The sequence below is a fragment of the Streptomyces sp. NPDC042002 genome (assembly GCF_055588305.1).
This window is the reverse complement of record NZ_JBVJCT010000024.1, coordinates 109,080-127,345: the sequence shown is the minus strand read 5'-3', so window position 1 is coordinate 127,345 and position 18,266 is coordinate 109,080. Positions and strand designations below refer to the sequence as shown.

Below are 18,266 nucleotides of genomic sequence, written 5' to 3'. Positions count from 1 at the left end.
CGCCTCCCCCTCCCCCCCCCCCCCCCCCCCCCCCCCCCCCTCCCCCCCCCCCCCCCCCCCCCCCCCCCCCCCCCACCGACCACCGAAGAGGAGTCCAGAGGAGTCCACATGGGTGTCACACGCAGAGTCTTCTTACGGGCCGCGATCACGGCCACCGCGGTGGGAACGGTGGGAGCCGCCGAGACCGTACTCACCCAGACCGCGTCAGCGGCCGGCCCGCCGGGTGACGTGGTCGGCAGGATCAGCGTCGGCTACCAGGGCTGGTTCGCCTGCGTCGGCGACGGCGCGCCCATCAACGGCTGGTGGCACTGGACCCAGAACTGGGGCCAGCCGCCGTCCCCGTCCAACACCGGCATCAAATGCTGGCCCGATACGCGTGATTACACCAGGACCTACCAGACGTCGTACGCGGCCCTCGGCAACGGCCGGCCCGCCACGCTGTTCTCCTCGTACGACCAGCAGACGGTGAACACCCACTTCCTGTGGATGCAGCAGAACAACATCGACACCGCGGCACTCCAGCGCTTCAACCCCACCGGCGGTGAGGGCCCCACCCGCGACGCCATGGCGACCAAGGTGCGCGGCGCCGCCGAGTCGTACGGCCGGAAGTTCTACCTCATGTACGACGTCTCCAACTGGACGGACATGCAGTCCGAGATCAAGACGGACTGGACGAACAAGATGTCCGCGCACACCGCGTCCTCGGCATACGCGAAGCAGAACGGCAAGCCGGTCGTCTGCATCTGGGGCTTCGGCTTCAACGACCCCAACCACCCCTTCACCGCCGACGCCTGCCTCGATGTCATCAACTGGTTCAAGGACCAGGGCTGTTACGTCATCGGCGGCGTCCCGCGCGAATGGCGGACGGGCACCGGGGGCTCACGGCCCGGCTATCCGGGCGTCTACCACGCCTTCAACATGATCTCGCCGTGGATGGTCGGCGCCATCGGCAATGTGACCGAGGCCGACAACGCCTACAACACCTACACCGTCGGCGACCAGGCCGACTGCGACGCCAACGGCATCGACTACCAGCCCTGTGTCCTGCCCGGCGACGTCTCCGGCCGGCAGCGCGCGCACGGCGACTTCATGTGGCGGCAGTTCTACAACATGGTGCGGGCCGGGGTGCAGGGCATCTACATCTCGATGTTCGACGAGTACAACGAGGGCAACCAGATCGCCAAGACCGCCGAGACACAGGCATGGGTGCCCACCGACTCCGGGTTCCTCGCCCTCGACGAGGACGGCACCGCCTGCTCCGCCGACTACTACCTCCGGCTGACCGGCGACGGCGGCCGCATGCTCAAAGGCCAGATCGCGCTGACCGCCACCCGTCCCACCCAGCCGACAGTCCCCACCGGTGGTGACACCGCACCACCCGCCGCGCCGACTGCCCTGACAGTCACCGGGCACACCAGCGACTCCGTCTCGCTGGCCTGGAACACGTCGACCGACAACGTCGGCGTGACCGGCTACCGCGTCCTTCAGGTGTCCGGCTCGACCAGCACCCAGGTGGGCGCCACCGGCGCCACCGCGTTCACGGTGACCGGACTCGGCGCGTCCACCGCGTACACCTTCGACGTCGTCGCCCTCGACGCGGCGGGAAACGTGTCGGGGCCCTCCAACCAGGTCACCGTCACCACCGACCCCCCCTCCAGCACCACCGACCTCGCCCTCCACCGCCCCACCTCGGAGAGCAGCCACACCCAGACGTACGCCTCGGGCAACACGACCGACGGCGACACCAACACCTACTGGGAGTCCGCCAACAACGCCTTCCCGCAGTGGGTCCAGGTCGATCTGGGCGCCACGACCGGCGTCAGACGGATCGTCCTCCACCTTCCCCCGGCGACCGCCTGGGCCACCCGTACCCAGACCATCTCCGTCCAGGGCAGCACGGACGGCGGCACCTTCGCCCAGCTCCTCGCCCCGGCGGGCTGCACCTTCGACCCGGCCACCGGCAACACGGCGACCCTCACGGTCCCCTCCACCGTCACCACCCGCTACGTACGCCTCACCTTCACGGCCAACAACGGCTGGCCGGCCGGGCAGGTCTCGGAGTTCCGGGTCTTCGGCGTCTGATGGACCAAGGGATCGACCTTGTGGTCGCGTGCCGGTTCGGCGGCCGGGGGAGCAGCGAGCCGCGACGCGGACGGCTGCGCCCGTCACGACGGCGACGGCACCCCAGTTGTGGTGGCCGGGGTCCAGCACGGCTGGCCCACGACAGGTGGCCTGCCAGGACACCTGTCCTGGCAGGACACCTGTCCTGGCAGGACACCTGTCCTGGTGACGCGGTTGATCAGACGGTCTTGGCCGCCCCGTTCATGACGGGGTCCGGGCTGGTCGTGGTGCGGTCGGCGGGCGGCGGCGGCGGCGCGGCGTGCGCGGCCGCGGTCTCGCGGGCGAGGAAGGAGCCGAGCTCGCCGATCGTGCTCATCAGCGGGGCGGGGAAGACGACGGTGGTGTTCTTGTCGACACCGATCTCCACCAGGCTCTGCAGGTTGCGCAGTTGGAGAGCCAGGGGATGGTCCATCATGATGTCCGACGCCTCCCCGAGGGCCGCGGCGGCCAGGGACTCGCCCTGGGCGTTGATGATCTTCGCCCGCTTCTCCCGCTCGGCCTCGGCCTGACGGGCCATCGCGCGCTTCATGCTGTCGGGCAGCTGGATGTCCTTGAGCTCGACCAGGGTGACCTCCACGCCCCACTCGACGGTGGCGACATCCAGGATCTCGCGGATGTCCAGGTTGATGCGGTCGGTCTCCGACAGCGTCTCGTCCAGCGTGTGCTGTCCGACGACCTTGCGCAGCGTGGTCTGTGCGATCTGATTGATCGCGGCGTGCACGTTCTCGATCGCGATGACCGACTTCACGGCGTCCACGACGCGGAAGTACGCCACCGCCGACACGTCGACGCTGACGTTGTCGCGCGTGATGATCCCCTGCGACTGGATGGGCATCGTGACGATCCGCAGCGATACCCGGTGCAGGACATCGACGAACGGAATGATGAACCGCAGACCGGGAGAGCGAGGGCCCACCAGCCGTCCGAACCGGAACAGCACCCCTTTCTCGAACTGCTTGACGACCTTGATGGCCATGGCGATCGCCACGACGACCAGCAGGGCCACCACGACGATCAGGAAAACGAGTACTCCCATGTACTGCTCCTCGGATAGGGCACGAGACCGCTGGCCCTTCACGCTCCAGCCGGAGCACGAAGGACGCGGAAGCCGGACCGGGCTCGTGCGCCAGAAGGGTCGAAAGGCCCCCAGTGGCAGCCCCGTTGGGCTCCGCAGTTCGTGCCGTGTTCCGAGCATGGCTCGCTGCCCACACCGAAGGCAGGGGCCAACCGGTCCCCAATTCCGTTTCTCGCCGCCGGCCGGAAGACCGGAAGACCGACACCAGCCAGGCGGGGCCGATCGGCCGGGAAGGCAGAACGGGGGCGCGGTGCTGTCGGCGTCGGGGAGGGGCGGCGTTGTCCAGGGAGCGCGCCACCCGTGTCGGCCGGCCGGTTCCAGTAGGGCGCCCGAATACGAAAGTTGACTGGCAACTGTGGCTCCAGGAGATGGACTTCACCGGGCGCGATGAATACGTCCTCTCAGTAGATGCCGCTCCGCGACCGTCCCGCGGGAGCGCCGGAAGTCGAGCGTCCCTCGAAAGGGATCAACTCGGGGCTGACCGCCGGTCGGCGCATTCACGCCGTGCGTCACCCGCCCCGGCTGCTGGGCCGCCGCGTGGCCGTGATCGGTTACGAGAAGGCGGTTGAGTCCGAAACGGGACGAGAGCCCTTACTCGCGTGCTGATGTGACGGGCGCGGTGTCAGGACCGTCGGCAACGGGTCAGTGTGAGTCCTCCAACACCTGGCGGCAGCTGACCGAACATGCGAATCGAGATAGTCTCCGAAGACCGCCCTTGACCTGTGTGAAGCAGGCAGGGAGCAGACATTCCGGGAGTTTCCTCACGCTTCGTACCATGTTCAAGTCCAAGATCTAGAATCTGGGCGTTTGTGCAGGTCAGAGGCCTTACAGGGTGGCTTGGGTCAGCAAACGGTCGGCATCGGGCGCGGGAGCGTCCCAGCTTGCTGACCAGGTGGCCTCCGTACACAGGTGCCTGGCTCCCGTTTGGGGCGCTCGCTGCGTTACTCGACAGCTCGTCCGCGGCATGGGGCCTGAGTGAGTGGGCTGCGTTCGGGGCCGGAGCGGCGTGCCTTGTGGATGCCGCCCGCACCCTCCGGCCGCTACCGCGACCTAGCCCGCCCCGGTGTCCTTCTCGTCCACTGTGCCGGCGCCATGGGTCTCGGCTTCGACACCGTCGTCATTTCCGACACCGAGACCGAAGCCGCAGCCGACTCCACTGCGGCGGCCTTCCGCGTGCCCTGCTGCGTCATGATCACCCGCGCCCGCGAGCGGGGCTGGTCCCGGGTCTGCAGGGCAGCGGCTGCCGCGCCACCGGGGGCCTGCGCGGGTGGGTGATGACGCGCTGAGCGCCCACTGGGTGAGATGTCCGAGGGAAGGGCGGGCGGCGCCCGACCCGTACGTACGACAGGGACCCCCGTATCCGCCATGCCACCACCTCCCAGCGGCAATACTGGATGCATGGACACGACGATCACCGCCCCCCGCGCCGAGGTGCTCCGAGACCGCTACCGCAGCCGACTGCCCGAGCGCTTGCAGGAGCTGGCCGGCCCCGTCGAGGGCAACGTGGACCTGCCGCTCCACATCGTCTGGTCCGGGCGGACGAGCTACAGCCTGGATCGTCCGAAGTCCTGCATGACGCTCTACCGGACCGTCCTCGCCGAAGGGCTGAGTGAGGACCTGGTGGCCCTCCTGCACCACCGGCTGCTCACCGAGCAGTGGCCCGTGCTGCGACGCTTGATCAGTCCCTACATCCGCGAGGTCTGGGAGGACGCCTTTCCCGAGCTGCTCCGCACCGCTCCGGCCGGCACGACCGCCGCGTGAAGCTCACTCCGCTCCACCAGCGTCTCCTCGCCGATATCCTCGACCTCGGCTCCCCCTACCCTCTGGTCCTCACCGGCGGATACGCCGTGCAGGCCCACGGCCTGGTCGAACGCTTCAGCCGTGACCTCGACGTCGCCACCGAGAACCCCGCTCCGATGCAGGAGATCGTCGCCTCACTCACAGCAGGCCTCAGCACGCGCGGATGGCGGACCACGCACGTCCAGACCGATCCGCTCAGCGGCCGGTTCCTCGTCACCGACCCGGACACCGGCGAGGAGTGCGAGGTCGACGTCCTCAAGGAGGCGTTCTGGGCCCCGCCTGCCCAGACCCCCTACGGCCCCGTTCTTTCCCTCGACGACGTGATCGGCACCAAGGTCCGTGCCCTCGCCGACCGCGGCACCGTCCGCGACCTCATCGACGTCCAGGCTGCCTCCCGCCACCGTTCCACCGCCGACCTCGAAAACCTCGGCCGCCGTCGCGCCCACGACGAGTTCAGCCTCGAAGACCTCCGGGACCGGCTGATCGGCGCGGACTGGTACGAGGATGAGGACTACACCGCGTACGGGCTCACCTCCCGGCAGATCGAAGAACTCAAGGCGTGGGCGCTGGAGTGGGCGGAGGATCTGGGGGCGCGGATCCATGACGAGAACGCCTGAGAGGCGGTCATCGCGTCCATCCCCTCTACCGCGGTTGCAACGAGAGGATGCGGTGTAGCCAGCAGGTTCCAAATCGGAGCCGTCCACGGTGGGTGGCTGCCCTGCACGGCAGCCGAGAGGTACCCCGTAGTGGACTCACGGAGAAACCGGGCCGCGGTAACGGTCAAACACCGCATCCCGCTCCCGCTTCCATGTCCAGTCCGGATCCCGACGGTGGAACTCGGGCGGATGACTACGGGGCATGACGGCCTCCGAGTACTGCTGGATCGGGTCAATTCTCCAGCAACCCGACTCCATCAGACCCGGGGCAGACCAGGACAATTTCGATACCAGTCCCAGACTCGACCAGACGCCGCTGGTTGCGGGCCGGGCGGACTCCTTCCAGCAGGAGCCTCCCTATGGCCAACTGCTGCGGCGCACAGCGCTGCACCTGCCGTGTCGTCGCCGGGACCGGGACCGGGACCACCGTCACGGGCAACGGCTCCGCGGCCACCCCCTACAAGATCAGCGCCGCCCCCCACCCCGACCGCCCTCGACGTCCAGGACTCCCCGACCGTCGACCTCGGCTTCACCGGCACGGTCGGGGGACCCGTACACCGTCACTGCGGACGTCATCCTTGACGCGGCCCTGCCCGGCGGTGGGACGAACCTCCTCCAGGCGTGCCCTGATGGCCTGTTCGTCGAGCGCGCCGACGCCCGGATCTGCCTGTCGGTCGGGCGGCGGCGCCGGGCAGGCTGTTGAGGAAGTCGGTCGCCTTATGGCCTTCGGCGGTCAATGAGTCACAGCGGAACCCTTGGGCGCTGCGGAGGCGGAAGTAGAACGGGCAGCGAGAAGCACGGCGGCGCCGACCCCCTGGGAGGACGACGCAGCACGTCGTAGGGGAGGAGCGGCCAGGGGCACTAGGCCTTGCTCCACCCGGTTGTGCTGGAGTACGAGTCCAGCAGGTCCACCACGAAGACCAGGGTCGAGCCCGGCGGGATCAACGGTGAGGGCGACTGATTGCCGTATCCGAGGCGTGGGGGCACGATGATCTCGCGTCGGCCGCCGACCTTCATCCCCCTCACTCCCCGGTCCCATCCCTTGATGACCTTGCCGCTGCCCAGGGTGAACTTGAACGGCTGGTCCCGGTCCCAGGAGGCATCGAACTCCTTCCCGGACTCGAAAGTCACCCCGACATAGTGGACCCTGACCGCCATGCCCGGCTTGACCTCGACCCCGTCACCGACGACCAGGTCCCGGATGGCCAGCTCGGTAGGAGCGTCACCCTCCGGAACGTCGACCTCGGGCTTCGTCAGTTCACTCATTGCAGCCTCATCACTTTCCGTCGGAAGCCGTCGGACCGGCCAGACACATGGACACTCCATGCAGCAGATGGTCACGCTACCGAGAGTGCCGGTCCGCGCCTTCTCTTCTCGACCATGGCCCTGAGCCCAGGTGATACCGACGCTTGGGATGGCCCCAGCACGCCTGCTCACCGCGGCGACACCGAGTGAGTCCACCTCTCGGTCCCGCTCCAAGCTCGCACTCGTCTACGGGCAGGGGGCGAACCGGCTCCGGGCGGACCGTGTGCTGCCGATCCCGACTCGCCTGACGAGATGTCAGGTAAGTCGGCGTCCGCTCAGCATCAGTCCCGCACGGTTCTTCGTGTATGGCCGAGTCGGTGGCCCCGCGGCAGCCTGGTCGGCGCAGAAATGCGCAGGCAGGGTACCTGGTCGCAGCAGCACACGATGTTCCTGGAAGTCTTCGAGTCGAAGGCGTGTCGATGTACAGTGTGGGCCGCCCTTGACCTGCAAAAGCTGGCAGGGAGCCGTCTTCCAGGAGTCCAAAGTGCTGCGTACTCTGTTCAAGTCCAAGATCCACCGTGCCACGGTCACCCAGGCCGACCTGCACTACGTCGGATCCGTCACCATCGACGCCGATCTGCTGGACGCCGCCGATCTTCTGCCCGGCGAGCTCGTCCACATCGTCGATATCACCAACGGCGCACGCCTGGAGACGTATGTCATCGAAGGGGAGCGCGGTTCGGGGGTCGTCGGGATCAACGGAGCGGCGGCCCATCTCGTGCATCCCGGTGACCTGGTGATCATCATCAGTTACGCTCAGGTCACCGACGCCGAGGCGCGGGCGCTGCGGCCCAGCGTCGTACACGTGGACCGCGACAACCGGATCGTGTCCCTCGGCGCCGACCCGTCCGAGCCGGTACCGGGCTCGGACCAGCAGCGCAGCCCGCAGGCCGTCACCGCCTGATCCGCGACGGCCTCGCAGGACACCTGGAACCGAGGACCCGAGGAGCGCCCGTGAGCGACATCGAGATCCGCGACGACCGCACCGCCGGCCGCCTTGAGGCGGTTGCCGACGGCCAAGTGGTCGGGCACATCGAGTACTTCGTCCTGGAGGAGCCCGCGCGAGCCCTCGTCCCCGTGCACACCATCGTGGAACCGGAGCACGAGGGCCAGGGCATCGCCGGCTCCCTCGCCCGCGAGTTGTACGTCATGGCCGCACGCGAGGGCGTCGTCGTCGCGCCGCTCTGCCCGTACGTCGTGAAGTGGGCGGAGCGGCACCCCGCGGAGGCTCCGGTCGCGGACCCGGCGCTGCTGGGCGCCGCGGTGGAGTGGCTCAAGGCGCATCCGGGACGCTTCTGATGGCCGGGGCGCGGCTCCAGCCCCCGTTCGGGCCGCTCGCCCTGCTGCATACGTCGCCGGCGCATGTCCCCGTCTTCGACGCGCTGCGCGACGAGGCCCAACCGGGCCTGGAACTGCGCCACTTGGTCGAGGAGGAACTGCTCGCGAGGGCCCGGCGCGAAGGGCCCGAAGCGGTGGTCGGCGATGTGAGGGCGCTGCTCACCGCGGCCGTCACCGACGGAGCGCGGGTCGTTCTGTGTACGTGCTCGACCATCGGCGATGTCGCCGAGCGGGCCGACGCCGGGGTGCCCGTGCTCCGCGTGGACCGGCCGATGGCCGCCGCCGCGGTGGCCGCGGGCCCCCGGGTCGTCGTCCTCGCGACGGTGGCGAGCACCCTGGAACCGACCCTCGCCCTGGTCGAGGAGGAGGCCCGCCGCGCAGGCCGCCCCGTGGATATCCGTACGGCGCTGGTAGCGGACGCGTGGGCGCTGTTCGAGGCGGGTGACACGGACGGCTGCGCCCGCGTGGTGGCCGCAGCCGCCGACGCGGTGACCGACGCCGATGCGATCGTCCTCGCCCAGGCGTCCATGACGGCGGCACAGCGGTTCACCACCACCTCGGTGCCGGTGCTGTCGAGCCCCCGCCCGGGGCTCGCCGCCGCTGCGGACGCGGTCCGCGCGGCACATGCCGGGTAGGGCCGCCGGCAGTCCGGGCGTCGCGCCCCGGGTGAGCCGACCGTGGTCCGAGCGCCCCGGGTAGGTCCACCTGGCCGCCGTCCCTCGCGCGCCGGGGTGAGTGGGTGCGCCCGGGCCGGGTACGCGTGGGACAAGTCCAGAGCCGACGCACCGACAGGCTGGAGGACCACCATGACGCAGCCGTACCCCGACCCCGTGAAGCCGGGGCCCACGCCCGGCCCGAGCCCCGACCGCCCGGGGCCGTTCCCGGACCCGACGCCGAAGCCGGGCGGCCCCGATCCCGTGCCCGGACCGAACCCCGATCCCGTCCCTGGTCCGGAGCCCGTCCCGTCCCCCTCCCCGATCCCGAAACCGCCGGGCCCCGACCCGGTACCCCAGCCCGGACCGCTGTCCTGAGGGACGTCCGGCGTCAGGCCCCGACGGGCGCCCGGCCGGAGGCGTGAGCGACCGGGCTCACACCTCCGGCCGGGGGCGCCGCTCGGATGCGGCGCCCGTGCGGGTGTTCGCGGCCTGTTCGCCGCGCTTCACAGGTCACTTGGGGCGAGGACGAGGGCAACCAGCCTTGATGACCAACGCCCGCGGCTGTTCAATACACTCCCCCGATGAACAACATACGGTGCACTCAGTGCGGTGTGGTGGGGCTGGAGCCGGGCTTCGTAGAGGACTCCGGACAAGGCGCTCGCGGGTTCGCACGGTGGGTCGAAGGCGTCCTTGAGCGGGGCCCGCTGGGTGGTGCCAAGTTGATGGGCCGGCCGCGCTGGCAGATCGACGCCTTTCGCTGCCCGAGCTGCGCCCACCTGGAACTCTTCGCAGCCCAGCGGAGCTAGGTTCCCCCGGCACCCCGGCACCCCGGCACCCCGGCACCCCGGCACCCCGGCACCCCGGCACCCCGGCACCCCGGCACGTGCCCCGTGTACGCCAAAGCCGTCACGAGTCCCGCTCCGGGAACGTGACGGCTTCGGCACAGCGTGTGGTGTCCGGACCGGGCGGCAGCCCTACGGGCCTGGTGACAGCCCTACGGGCCTGACGACCCGGGCGGCGGCCCTACGCCTCGACCTCCGACCGGTCGCCGCCCCACAGCGTGTGGAACGACCCCTCGCGGTCCGTCCTGCGGTACGTGTGCGCCCCGAAGAAGTCCCGCTGCCCCTGGGTGAGGGCGGCCGGCAGGCGCTCGGCGCGCAGGGCGTCGTAGTAGGCGAGGGCCGCGGAGAAGCCGGGGGTGGGCACGCCCTGGCGGGTCGCGGCGACGAGGACCTCGCGCCAGTCGTCCTGGGCCGCCGCGATCTCCTGCGCGAACGTCTCGTCCGACAGCAGGCTCGGCAGGTCGGGCCGGGTGCCGTAGGCGGCACGGATGCGGTCGAGGAAGGCCGCCCGGATGATGCAGCCACCGCGCCAGATCGAGGCGACGGAACCGAGGTCGATGTTCCAGTCGTACTCGTCGCTGCCCGCGATGATCTCGTGGAAGCCCTGCGTGTACGAGACGATCTTCGACGCGTAGAGCGCCTGCTCGACCCGGTCGGCGAAGGCCGCGGCCTCGGACGCCTCGAGCTGGACCGCCTTCGGGCCGGCGAGGCCGCGCGAGGCGGCGCGCAGGTCGGCGTGTCCGGACAGGGAGCGGGCGAAGACCGCCTCGGCGATGCCGGACACCGGTACGCCCAGGTCCAGCGCGATCTGCACGGTCCAGCGGCCCGTGCCCTTCTGCTCGGCCCGGTCCTGGACCACGTCCACGAACGGCTCGCCCGTCGCCGCGTCCACGTGCGACAGCACCTCGGCGGTGATCTCGATCAGGTACGAGTCGAGCCGGCCCGTGTTCCAGGTACGGAAGATGTCGGCGATCTGCGCGGGGGAGTACCCGGCGACGTCGCGGAGCAACTGGTAGGCCTCGCCGATGAGTTGCATGTCGGCGTACTCGATGCCGTTGTGGACCATCTTCACGAAGTGACCGGCGCCGTCGGGACCCACATGCGTGACGCACGGCGACCCGTCGGCGGCCTTCGCGGAGATCTTCTCCAGCATCGGGCCGAGCGAGGCGTACGACTCGACCGAGCCGCCCGGCATGATGCTCGGCCCGTGCAGCGCGCCTTCCTCACCGCCGGAGACGCCCGTGCCGACGAAGTGGATGCCCTGCTCGCGCAGCGCGCGCTCACGGCGCCGGGTGTCCGCGAAATGCGCGTTGCCGCCGTCGATGATCATGTCGCCCGGCTCCAGGAGCGGGGCGAACTCCTGGATCACCGCGTCGGTCGGATCGCCCGCCTTCACCATGATCACCAGACGCCGGGGCCGCTCCAGCGCCGCCACGAACTCCTTCGCGGTCTCGGCCGCCACGAACGTCCCCTCGTGGCCGAACTCCTCCACCAGCGCGTTGGTCTTCGCCACGGTGCGGTTGTGTACGGCGACCGCGTAACCGTTGCGGGCGAAGTTGCGGGCGAGATTGCGCCCCATGACCGCGAGACCCGTGACGCCGATCTGGGCTGAAGTGCTCATTCGGTTGGCTCCTAAGAAGTGCGGTAAGTCCGGTGGCCGATACGGAAAGAATCCCGTATCGGTACTGCCGGTCGTGCTGCTCGCCAGTATTGTCCCGGGCCATCCTGACGCGTCGGAGGTGTCCACGGAGGCGAACGTCCCCGCGTCGCGAGGGCGGATTTCGGACAGGCCGTTCGGCTGCCGGTGCCGGCGGTGGGGGTGTTCGGCGCCCCGGACGCGGGCCACGCTCCCGCGCGGTCCGTTCCGGCGAGCGGGACGGCCGCCCGTCGCCAGACGCAGGAACCCGATGTCGACAGGCCTCGGAGCGGCGTCCGGCACACCCCGGTCCCGGGCCGGCCCGGTCACCCACCGTGCGGAGCGCGTCCGGGCCGAGTGCGGCCCGGGAGCCGGCCAACCGCCTTTTCGGAGCGACCGGTTGCCGCCTTGTCCTGGCCTGTTCACAGCGCTTACTTTTGCCGCTCCTGACGCATGTCTAGGGGGCTCCCTCATGGCCGTACGCGGTCGGCACCGCCGGTATCAGCCGAACAGGATCAATCGCGCCTCACTCACCGTCACGGCGGGCGGAGCCGGGATCGCGCTCCCGCTCGTCGGAGCCGGCGTCGCCCACGCGGCCGATGTCGGGACCTGGAACAAGGTCGCCGCCTGCGAGTCCAGCGGCAACTGGAGCATCAACACCGGCAACGGCTACTACGGCGGACTGCAGTTCACCCAGTCCACGTGGGAGGCGTACGGCGGCAGCGCCTACGCCCGGCGCGCGGACCAGGCCACGAAGGACCAGCAGATCGCCGTCGCCGAGAAGGTGCTGAAGGGCCAGGGGCCCGATGCCTGGCCGGTGTGCTCGGTGCACGGCGGGCTGACCAGAGGGGGCGCGACCCCCGACATCAGCCCGGCGGGAACCGCGCCCCGGACGGCGAAGCAGCGCTCGGTGCGGGACGTGAAACCGCAGACCACACCGCAGTCGCAGGCCGGGACCGCCGAGATGTACACGGTCGTGCACGGCGACACGCTCTCCGGTATCGCCGACTCCCGGCATGTCCAGGGCGGCTGGCAGGGGCTGTACTCCGCGAATCACACGACCGTCGGCTCCGACCCGGACCTGATCCTGCCGGGCCAGCGGCTCACCCTGCGCGGCAAGGCCCAGGCGCCCGCGCAACCGCGGCACGCGCCGTCGAAGACGCACACGCGGACGCCGGCGAAGAAGGCCTCGACCCACACGACGTCCCCGTCCAGGACCACTCCGGACAAGGCCGGGACGCATCATTCCCTCGTGGCCCCGGTGCACGCGGCGACCGGCACGCCCTACCGTGCCGCCGGCTCCCACTGGGAGAAGGGCTACCACACCGGCGTCGACTTCCCCGTGCCGACCGGCACCTCCGTCGCGGCGGTCGCCGCCGGTCATGTGGTCAGCTCGGGCTGGGGCGGATCGTTCGGCTACCAGGTGGTGATCCGGCACGCCGACGGCCGCTACACGCAGTACGGCCACCTCTCCGCGATCTCCGTGAAGGCGGGGCAGAGCGTGGTGGCCGGCCAGCGCATCGGCCGCTCCGGGTCCACGGGCAACAGCACGGGCCCGCATCTGCACTTCGAGGTGCGAACGGGGCCCGGCTTCGGCACGGACATCGACCCGGTGGCGTATCTCCGGGCGGGCGGCGTCAGGATCTGACGCGGGTGCGGTGGTGGTTGACGAACGGCATCGGCACGTAGGGCACGCCGAGCATGGCGGTCAGGAAGGGCAGTTCGTCCCTGGCCGCCGGGCCCCACGAGGCCACGACCTCCGTCGCCGAGGCCACGACCTCCGTCGCCGGCACGGCGGCCTTGAGCGGAGCCGGTACGGACGCGGCCCAGGCGGCGGGCCGCGCGGTCGGCGGGAACAGGCCCTCGCCGGCCGCCTGCGGAGCCAGACTCGGGGCACCCGGCTGCGGCGAAGGCGGTACGAACCCGTCCGCGTCCCTGGCGGGCTTGGGCAGGCCGGCCAGCAGTTCCTCCACGGTCGTCTCGCTGCCCGCGAGAGCGCCGAGGTCGGCCGCGACCGGGACGGCAGGCTCGGGGAAGCGCGGTTCCGATACGGCAGGAACGAGCGGCTCGGGAAGACGCGGCTCCGACACGGCGGCCGCGACGGCCACCGGAGCCGGCTCCTCGGCGGGCCGGTGGGCGCCGTCGGCCGGCTGACCGGCGTCCGTGTCCGGCACGGCCGCGAGCTCCGGGGGAGCGGTCGTGGATCGGTCGCCGCTGCCGATCCGCTCGATGGTGAGCAGGATCAGACCGCCCGCCGCGACGACGCCGCAGCCGAGCGCGAGCGCGGTGCCGGTCGCGCCGTAGCGGAAGGTTTCGCCGAACATCGTGATGCCGACCGCGGCCGCCACGACGGGGTTCACCACCGTCAGCGTGGCCAGCGGCGCCTCCAGGCCGGCACCCCGGTAGGAGGCCTGCGAGATCAGCATGCCGGCCGTCGCGAAGACACCTATGGCCGCGAGGCTCGACAGGTCGGCGAGCGAGACGTGTCGCGACCAGTCCACCGCGACGGTCTTGGTGAACACGGAGGACATGCTGAAGGCGATGCCCGCCGCGACCGCCAGCAGCACACTGCGCACGGCCGCGTGCCGGTGCGCCGCGCGCCCCGCCACCATGAGGGCCGCGACCGCGCCCCCCGCCACCACGCCGAGCGCCAGGCGTTCGGCATTGCTCAGGGACTGTGTGTCGGACGCGCCGACCAGGGCCAGCAGGCCGGCGAGACCCACCGTGGCCATGATCGCGCCGCGCCAGGCGGCCGCTCCGGCCCTGCGGCCCACGAAGAGGGCCGCCATCGGCAGCGCGAAGACGATGGTGAGGGCGCCGAGCGGCTGTACGAGGCTCAGCGGGCCGAACGCGAGGGCGACCACATGCAGCAGCCCGCCCAGGCCGGTCAGCGCGACGGCGGCCCACCAGCCCGGCCTGCGCAGCGGCGCGTAGGTCTGGCCGGGAGAGGTCGCGGTCACCGCGACCCGCTCCTGAATGATCGCGCCGCCCGCGTACGCGACGGCTGAGACGAACGACAGCACCACGGACAAAGCGAGGGCACTCATGAGTCCCTCCTCTGCGTACGGCGCGGAGCGGCGGCCCGGCGCGACGAACGAACGGCTTCCATGCAAACAACGATGCCGTGCGATTTAGTTCTCGTCGTCGTCCCTGAGCAGTCATTGGGTCCTACTGCCGATGGAGTACGAATCGCCCCTTGTCCTCCCCAGGGTGGGCGACACCACGGACCGATCCACTGGTGGTTACCCCTAGGGGGCTTGGTACTACTGCTCTTCGTGGACCTCGACCCCCAACTCGCGGCGCTCGACGCGCTCGGCGGATTCTTCGTACTACGCACCGGCGTACCGCCGCGCGGCCCCCTCCCCACCCTCGCGAGCGCCTGTGCGGACCCGCGATCCGAGACGCGCGGGGAGGTTTACGGGGATCCGGTAACTTTTCGCGTCCGTAAGGTCGCGGAGAGTATTCGTGCGTCCGAGGCGCGTGTCGCCGCCTCGGTGGCGCAGCAGGGTCTCGCGGCCCGCTTCTGGTCGATCGCGCTCGGCGCCGCGGCGCTCTACGGCGGGCTGCCCGACCTCGATCCGGAACTGCTGCGCTGGGACCCGGACGCCAGTGCTCCGGACGACCTCTGGCTCACCGAGGTCCGCGCCCGGCCCGTGACCGACCTCGACGCGGTCGTACGCGCCGGACTCCTCGTCCCGCTGAACGATGCCCTGCGCTCGCGCCACCGCGTCCCACCGGGCCTGCTGTGGGGCAACGCCGGCTCCGCCCTGGCCGGAACCGTCCGTCAGCTGGACCGCTGGGCGCTCGCCCACGGACGCCCGGACGTGGGTGAGCGGGCCAGGACACTGGCCGGCAAGCTCTTCGCGCACCCCGACCTCTCCGGCACCCTCGACCCCAGGACGCTCCGCCGTCGCAGCTGCTGTCTCTACTACCGGGTGCCGGGCGGCGGAGTCTGCGGCGACTGCTGCTTCGACCGCCCGCCGCGGCCCGCGCCCCGCCGGACCTGACACGGGGGCTTCCCGGTGGTCTTCCGTATCGGCTTCAACTGAGTGACCATGAGGGGCACCAGCCGGCTATGACGGGGGTTCTGTGTGCGCGTGGGACTGCTGACCCGGGAGTATCCGCCGGACGTGTACGGCGGTGCGGGCGTCCATGTCGAGTTCCTCGCAAGGGAGTTGCGCGCCCTCACGGAACTGGACGTGCACTGCTGGGGCGAGGGCGGCGCCGGCGGAGTCGTCCGGCACCGGCCGTGGACCGCACTCGACGGCGCCAACGACGCCCTGCGCACCTTCTCCGTGGACCTCTCCATCGCCGCCGCCCTCGAAGGCCGCGAACTGGTCCACTCCCACACCTGGTACGCCAACCTCGCGGGCCACTTCGGAAAGCTCCTGCACGGCATCCCGCATGTGATGACCGCCCACTCCCTCGAACCGCTGCGCCCCTGGAAGGCCGAGCAACTGGGCGGCGGCTACGCCCTGTCCAGCTGGGCCGAGCGCACCGCCATCGAGTCCGCGGACGCCGTGATCGCCGTCTCCGGTGCCATGCGCGAGGACATTCTCGGCTGCTACCCGGCCCTTGACCCGGCCAGGGTGCGCGTCGTGCACAACGGCATCGACACCGCCCTCTACCGGCCCGCCTCCGGCACCGACGTCCTGGAGCGGATCGGCCTGGACACCGGGCGCCCGTACATCCTGTTCGTCGGCCGCATCACCCGGCAGAAGGGTGTGCCCCATCTCCTGCGCGCGGTACGGGACATCGACCCGGCCGCGCAGGTCGTGCTGTGCGCGGGCGCCCCCGACACCCCGGAGATCGACCGGGAGTTCCGCGAGCTGTACCAGGAACTGAGCGGGGTGCGCGACGGTGTGCACTGGATCCCGCAGATGCTGCCCCGGCCCGACGTCATCCAACTCCTCACGCACGCGGCCGTGTTCGTCTGTCCCTCGGTGTACGAGCCGCTCGGCATCGTCAATCTGGAGGCGATGGCCTGCGGGACGGCGGTGGTCGCCTCGCGGGTCGGCGGCATTCCCGAGGTGGTCGAGGACGGCGAGACCGGCCTACTCGTGCCGCTCCAGGGCGACTTCGAGGCGGGGCTCGCGACGGCCCTGGACTCCGTGCTCGCCGACCCCGACAGGGCCCGGCGCATGGGCGAGGCCGGACGACTGCGCGCGGTACGGGAGTTCGGCTGGGACGCGGTGGCCCGAAGGACCGTCCAGTTGTACGAGGAAGTCCTCAAACCGGGGTAACCATCGGACAGACGAACTTCAGGACATGGGGCGGTCCGGGCAGCCGGGCCTGGCCCGACCGGGCGTAGAGGGGCGGCGGCATGCGGCGCGGTGGACCTTCGGTGCTGGGAATCGTACTGGCGGGCGGTGAGGGCAAGCGGTTGATGCCGCTCACGGCGGACCGGGCGAAACCGGCGGTGACCTTCGGCGGCACATACCGCCTCGTGGACTTCGTACTCTCCAATCTCGTCAACGCCGACATCCTGCGCGTCTGCGTGCTCACGCAGTACAAGTCGCACTCGCTTGACCGGCACATCACCACCACCTGGCGGATGTCGAGCCTGCTCGGCAACTACGTGACGCCGGTACCGGCCCAGCAGCGGCTCGGGCCGCGCTGGTATCTGGGCAGCGCGGACGCGATCCTCCAGTCGCTCAACCTGATCCACGACGAACAGCCCGAGTACGTCGCGGTGTTCGGCGCCGACCACGTCTACCGGATGGACCCCCGGCAGATGCTCGCCCAGCACGTCGAGAGCGGCGCGGGCGTCACGGTGGCCGGGATACGGGTGCCGCGGACCGAGTCGTCGTCCTTCGGCGTCATCAGCCCCGGTTCCGACGGCCAGAGCGTGCGGGGCTTCCTGGAGAAGCCCGCCGACCCGCCGGGCCTCGCGGACGACCCCGAGTGCGTGTTCGCCTCGATGGGCAACTACCTCTTCACCACCAAGGCGCTGATCGAGGCGCTCCAGCGGGACGCCGAGGACGAGAACTCCGTGCACGACATGGGCGGTTCGATCCTGCCGGCGCTCACCGAGCGGGGCGAGGCGCAGCTGTACGACTTCAGCGACAACCACGTTCCCGGCGAGACCACCCGCGACCAGGGCTACTGGCGTGACGTGGGAACCCTCGACGCCTACTACGACGCCCACATGGACCTGATCGCCGAGCGTCCCGCCTTCAACCTGTTCAACCGCAGCTGGCCGGTCTACACGAGCTCCGGGCAGCTGTCGCCCGCGCGCTTCAACGCCGGAGGCATCGCGAGCGAGTCGATCATCAGCGCGGGGTGCCTGATCCGCGGGCAGGTGACGCGGTCGGTGCTGTCGCCGGGCGTGGTCGTCGATCCGGGGGCGGTGGTGCAGGGCTCGATCCTGCACGACAACGTCAAGATAGGCCGGGGTGCCGTGGTGCGCGGCGCGGTGCTCGACAAGAACGTCGAGGTGCCGCCGGGCGCGACCATCGGCGTCAATCCGGAGCGCGACTCCGATCTCTACACGGTGTCCAAGGGGGGCGTGATCGCCCTGGGCAAGGGTCAGCGCGTGCCCTGACCGGCCGTCGCGGGCGACAGCGGCCTCGGACACCCGGCCCATCGGGCAGGGTGTCCGAGGCCGTTCGTCGTGGCGTTTGTCATGTCCCTGGACAGCGGGTGGAATCCCGTGTTGTCATGCCAACTGCCGTGGATGACACCGTCGTACAGCGCTGACAACGATGTCATCGGCTGCGACGGTCTCGGACGCGCCGTGCCCGGACGCGACGCGTCCGGCGGGATCTCCTCCGGTTGCCCGGAAAGCCGGTCTCCCGCCCCGACCATGCATGAGGACAACGTTGTCGATCACCGGAG

16 protein-coding genes are annotated in these 18,266 nt (G+C 70.6%); 12 read left to right on the top strand and 4 right to left on the bottom strand.

Going from position 1 to position 18,266, the window contains the following annotated elements; genetic code table 11:
• Positions 1-108: 108 nt before the first annotated feature.
• A complete protein-coding gene (locus ACZ6KY_RS28795) occupies positions 109-2,082 on the top strand; it encodes a discoidin domain-containing protein (protein WP_469313179.1) in 1,974 nt (657 codons plus the stop codon).
• Between the two features lie 217 nt (positions 2,083-2,299).
• Here ACZ6KY_RS28795 and ACZ6KY_RS28790 read toward each other — a convergent pair whose 3' ends face one another.
• Positions 2,300-3,157: a slipin family protein gene (locus tag ACZ6KY_RS28790; RefSeq protein ID WP_469313178.1), complete on the bottom strand. Its 858-nt coding sequence runs from the start codon at positions 3,155-3,157 to the stop codon at positions 2,300-2,302.
• A 1,014-nt stretch (positions 3,158-4,171) separates the two neighbouring features.
• Here ACZ6KY_RS28790 and ACZ6KY_RS28785 point away from each other — a divergent pair.
• From ACZ6KY_RS28785 to ACZ6KY_RS28775, 3 genes are all read left to right on the top strand, one after another.
• Positions 4,172-4,471, top strand: a complete 300-nt coding sequence (locus ACZ6KY_RS28785; protein ID WP_469313177.1) for a hypothetical protein — start codon at positions 4,172-4,174, stop codon at positions 4,469-4,471.
• Positions 4,472-4,594: 123 nt separating this feature from the next.
• Positions 4,595-4,957 carry a hypothetical protein gene (locus ACZ6KY_RS28780; RefSeq protein ID WP_469313176.1) on the top strand — a complete coding sequence of 121 codons (363 nt, stop codon included), beginning with the start codon at positions 4,595-4,597 and terminating at the stop codon, positions 4,955-4,957.
• A complete protein-coding gene (locus ACZ6KY_RS28775) occupies positions 4,954-5,613 on the top strand; it encodes a nucleotidyl transferase AbiEii/AbiGii toxin family protein (RefSeq protein WP_469313175.1) in 660 nt (219 codons plus the stop codon). Before ACZ6KY_RS28780 ends, ACZ6KY_RS28775 begins: the two co-directional genes overlap by 4 nt.
• A gap of 900 nt (positions 5,614-6,513) precedes the next feature.
• Here ACZ6KY_RS28775 and ACZ6KY_RS28770 read toward each other — a convergent pair.
• Positions 6,514-6,918 carry an FKBP-type peptidyl-prolyl cis-trans isomerase gene (locus tag ACZ6KY_RS28770; RefSeq protein WP_469313174.1) on the bottom strand — a complete coding sequence of 135 codons (405 nt, stop codon included), beginning with the start codon at positions 6,916-6,918 and terminating at the stop codon, positions 6,514-6,516.
• A 523-nt stretch (positions 6,919-7,441) separates the two neighbouring features.
• On the opposite strand from ACZ6KY_RS28770, the gene panD reads away from it, so the two are divergent.
• From panD to ACZ6KY_RS28750, 4 genes are all read left to right on the top strand, one after another.
• Complete coding sequence (panD, locus tag ACZ6KY_RS28765; RefSeq protein WP_356783692.1) at positions 7,442-7,861, top strand: aspartate 1-decarboxylase; 420 nt, start codon at positions 7,442-7,444, stop codon at positions 7,859-7,861.
• A 50-nt stretch (positions 7,862-7,911) separates the two neighbouring features.
• The gene (locus ACZ6KY_RS28760; protein ID WP_469313173.1) at positions 7,912-8,256 is read left to right on the top strand and encodes a GNAT family N-acetyltransferase; all 345 of its coding nucleotides are present in this window, start codon (positions 7,912-7,914) and stop codon (positions 8,254-8,256) included.
• The gene (locus ACZ6KY_RS28755; protein ID WP_469313172.1) at positions 8,256-8,930 is read left to right on the top strand and encodes an aspartate/glutamate racemase family protein; all 675 of its coding nucleotides are present in this window, start codon (positions 8,256-8,258) and stop codon (positions 8,928-8,930) included. Before ACZ6KY_RS28760 ends, ACZ6KY_RS28755 begins: the two co-directional genes overlap by 1 nt.
• Before the next feature lie 602 nt (positions 8,931-9,532).
• Positions 9,533-9,757: a hypothetical protein gene (locus ACZ6KY_RS28750; protein ID WP_469313171.1), complete on the top strand. Its 225-nt coding sequence runs from the start codon at positions 9,533-9,535 to the stop codon at positions 9,755-9,757.
• A 217-nt stretch (positions 9,758-9,974) separates the two neighbouring features.
• Here ACZ6KY_RS28750 and gndA read toward each other — a convergent pair whose 3' ends face one another.
• On the bottom strand, positions 9,975-11,414 hold the full coding sequence (gene gndA, locus ACZ6KY_RS28745) for an NADP-dependent phosphogluconate dehydrogenase (RefSeq protein ID WP_469313170.1): 1,440 nt from the start codon (positions 11,412-11,414) through the stop codon (positions 9,975-9,977).
• A gap of 487 nt (positions 11,415-11,901) precedes the next feature.
• On the opposite strand from gndA, the gene ACZ6KY_RS28740 reads away from it, so the two are divergent.
• Positions 11,902-13,077 (top strand): transglycosylase family protein, encoded by a 1,176-nt coding sequence (locus tag ACZ6KY_RS28740; RefSeq protein WP_469313169.1) that lies wholly within the window; start codon positions 11,902-11,904, stop codon positions 13,075-13,077.
• Here the strand turns inward: ACZ6KY_RS28740 and ACZ6KY_RS28735 are convergent.
• Entirely contained in the window at positions 13,067-14,476 is a 1,410-nt protein-coding gene (locus tag ACZ6KY_RS28735) for a DMT family transporter (protein WP_469313168.1), read from the bottom strand. The genes ACZ6KY_RS28740 and ACZ6KY_RS28735 overlap by 11 nt on opposite strands.
• 210 nt (positions 14,477-14,686) lie before the next feature.
• Between ACZ6KY_RS28735 and ACZ6KY_RS28730 the strand changes: the two genes are divergently transcribed.
• The 3 genes from ACZ6KY_RS28730 (at position 14,687) to glgC (ending at position 17,973) form a co-directional block, all read left to right on the top strand.
• Positions 14,687-15,436: a (2Fe-2S)-binding protein gene (locus tag ACZ6KY_RS28730; protein WP_469313167.1), complete on the top strand. Its 750-nt coding sequence runs from the start codon at positions 14,687-14,689 to the stop codon at positions 15,434-15,436.
• 84 nt (positions 15,437-15,520) lie between these two features.
• On the top strand, positions 15,521-16,672 hold the full coding sequence (glgA, locus tag ACZ6KY_RS28725) for a glycogen synthase (RefSeq protein WP_469313166.1): 1,152 nt from the start codon (positions 15,521-15,523) through the stop codon (positions 16,670-16,672).
• 80 nt (positions 16,673-16,752) lie between these two features.
• A complete protein-coding gene (gene glgC / locus ACZ6KY_RS28720) occupies positions 16,753-17,973 on the top strand; it encodes a glucose-1-phosphate adenylyltransferase (RefSeq protein ID WP_469313165.1) in 1,221 nt (406 codons plus the stop codon).
• Positions 17,974-18,266 lie beyond the last annotated feature (293 nt).

What these genes read in the sequence shown, in the direction of transcription:
- ACZ6KY_RS28755 (WP_469313172.1), top strand. Translation starts at nt 8,256, where the DNA reads ATGGCCGGGGCGCGGCTCCAGCCCCCGTTCGGGCCGCTCGCCCTGCTG.
- ACZ6KY_RS28735 (WP_469313168.1), bottom strand. Translation starts at nt 14,476, where the DNA reads ATGAGTGCCCTCGCTTTGTCCGTGGTGCTGTCGTTCGTCTCAGCCGTC.
- ACZ6KY_RS28780 (WP_469313176.1), top strand. Translation starts at nt 4,595, where the DNA reads ATGGACACGACGATCACCGCCCCCCGCGCCGAGGTGCTCCGAGACCGC.
- glgC (WP_469313165.1), top strand. Translation starts at nt 16,753, where the DNA reads ATGCGGCGCGGTGGACCTTCGGTGCTGGGAATCGTACTGGCGGGCGGT.
- ACZ6KY_RS28750 (WP_469313171.1), top strand. Translation starts at nt 9,533, where the DNA reads ATGAACAACATACGGTGCACTCAGTGCGGTGTGGTGGGGCTGGAGCCG.
- gndA (WP_469313170.1), bottom strand. Translation starts at nt 11,414, where the DNA reads ATGAGCACTTCAGCCCAGATCGGCGTCACGGGTCTCGCGGTCATGGGG.
- ACZ6KY_RS28790 (WP_469313178.1), bottom strand. Translation starts at nt 3,157, where the DNA reads ATGGGAGTACTCGTTTTCCTGATCGTCGTGGTGGCCCTGCTGGTCGTC.
- ACZ6KY_RS28795 (WP_469313179.1), top strand. Translation starts at nt 109, where the DNA reads ATGGGTGTCACACGCAGAGTCTTCTTACGGGCCGCGATCACGGCCACC.
- ACZ6KY_RS28740 (WP_469313169.1), top strand. Translation starts at nt 11,902, where the DNA reads ATGGCCGTACGCGGTCGGCACCGCCGGTATCAGCCGAACAGGATCAAT.
- ACZ6KY_RS28770 (WP_469313174.1), bottom strand. Translation starts at nt 6,918, where the DNA reads ATGAGTGAACTGACGAAGCCCGAGGTCGACGTTCCGGAGGGTGACGCT.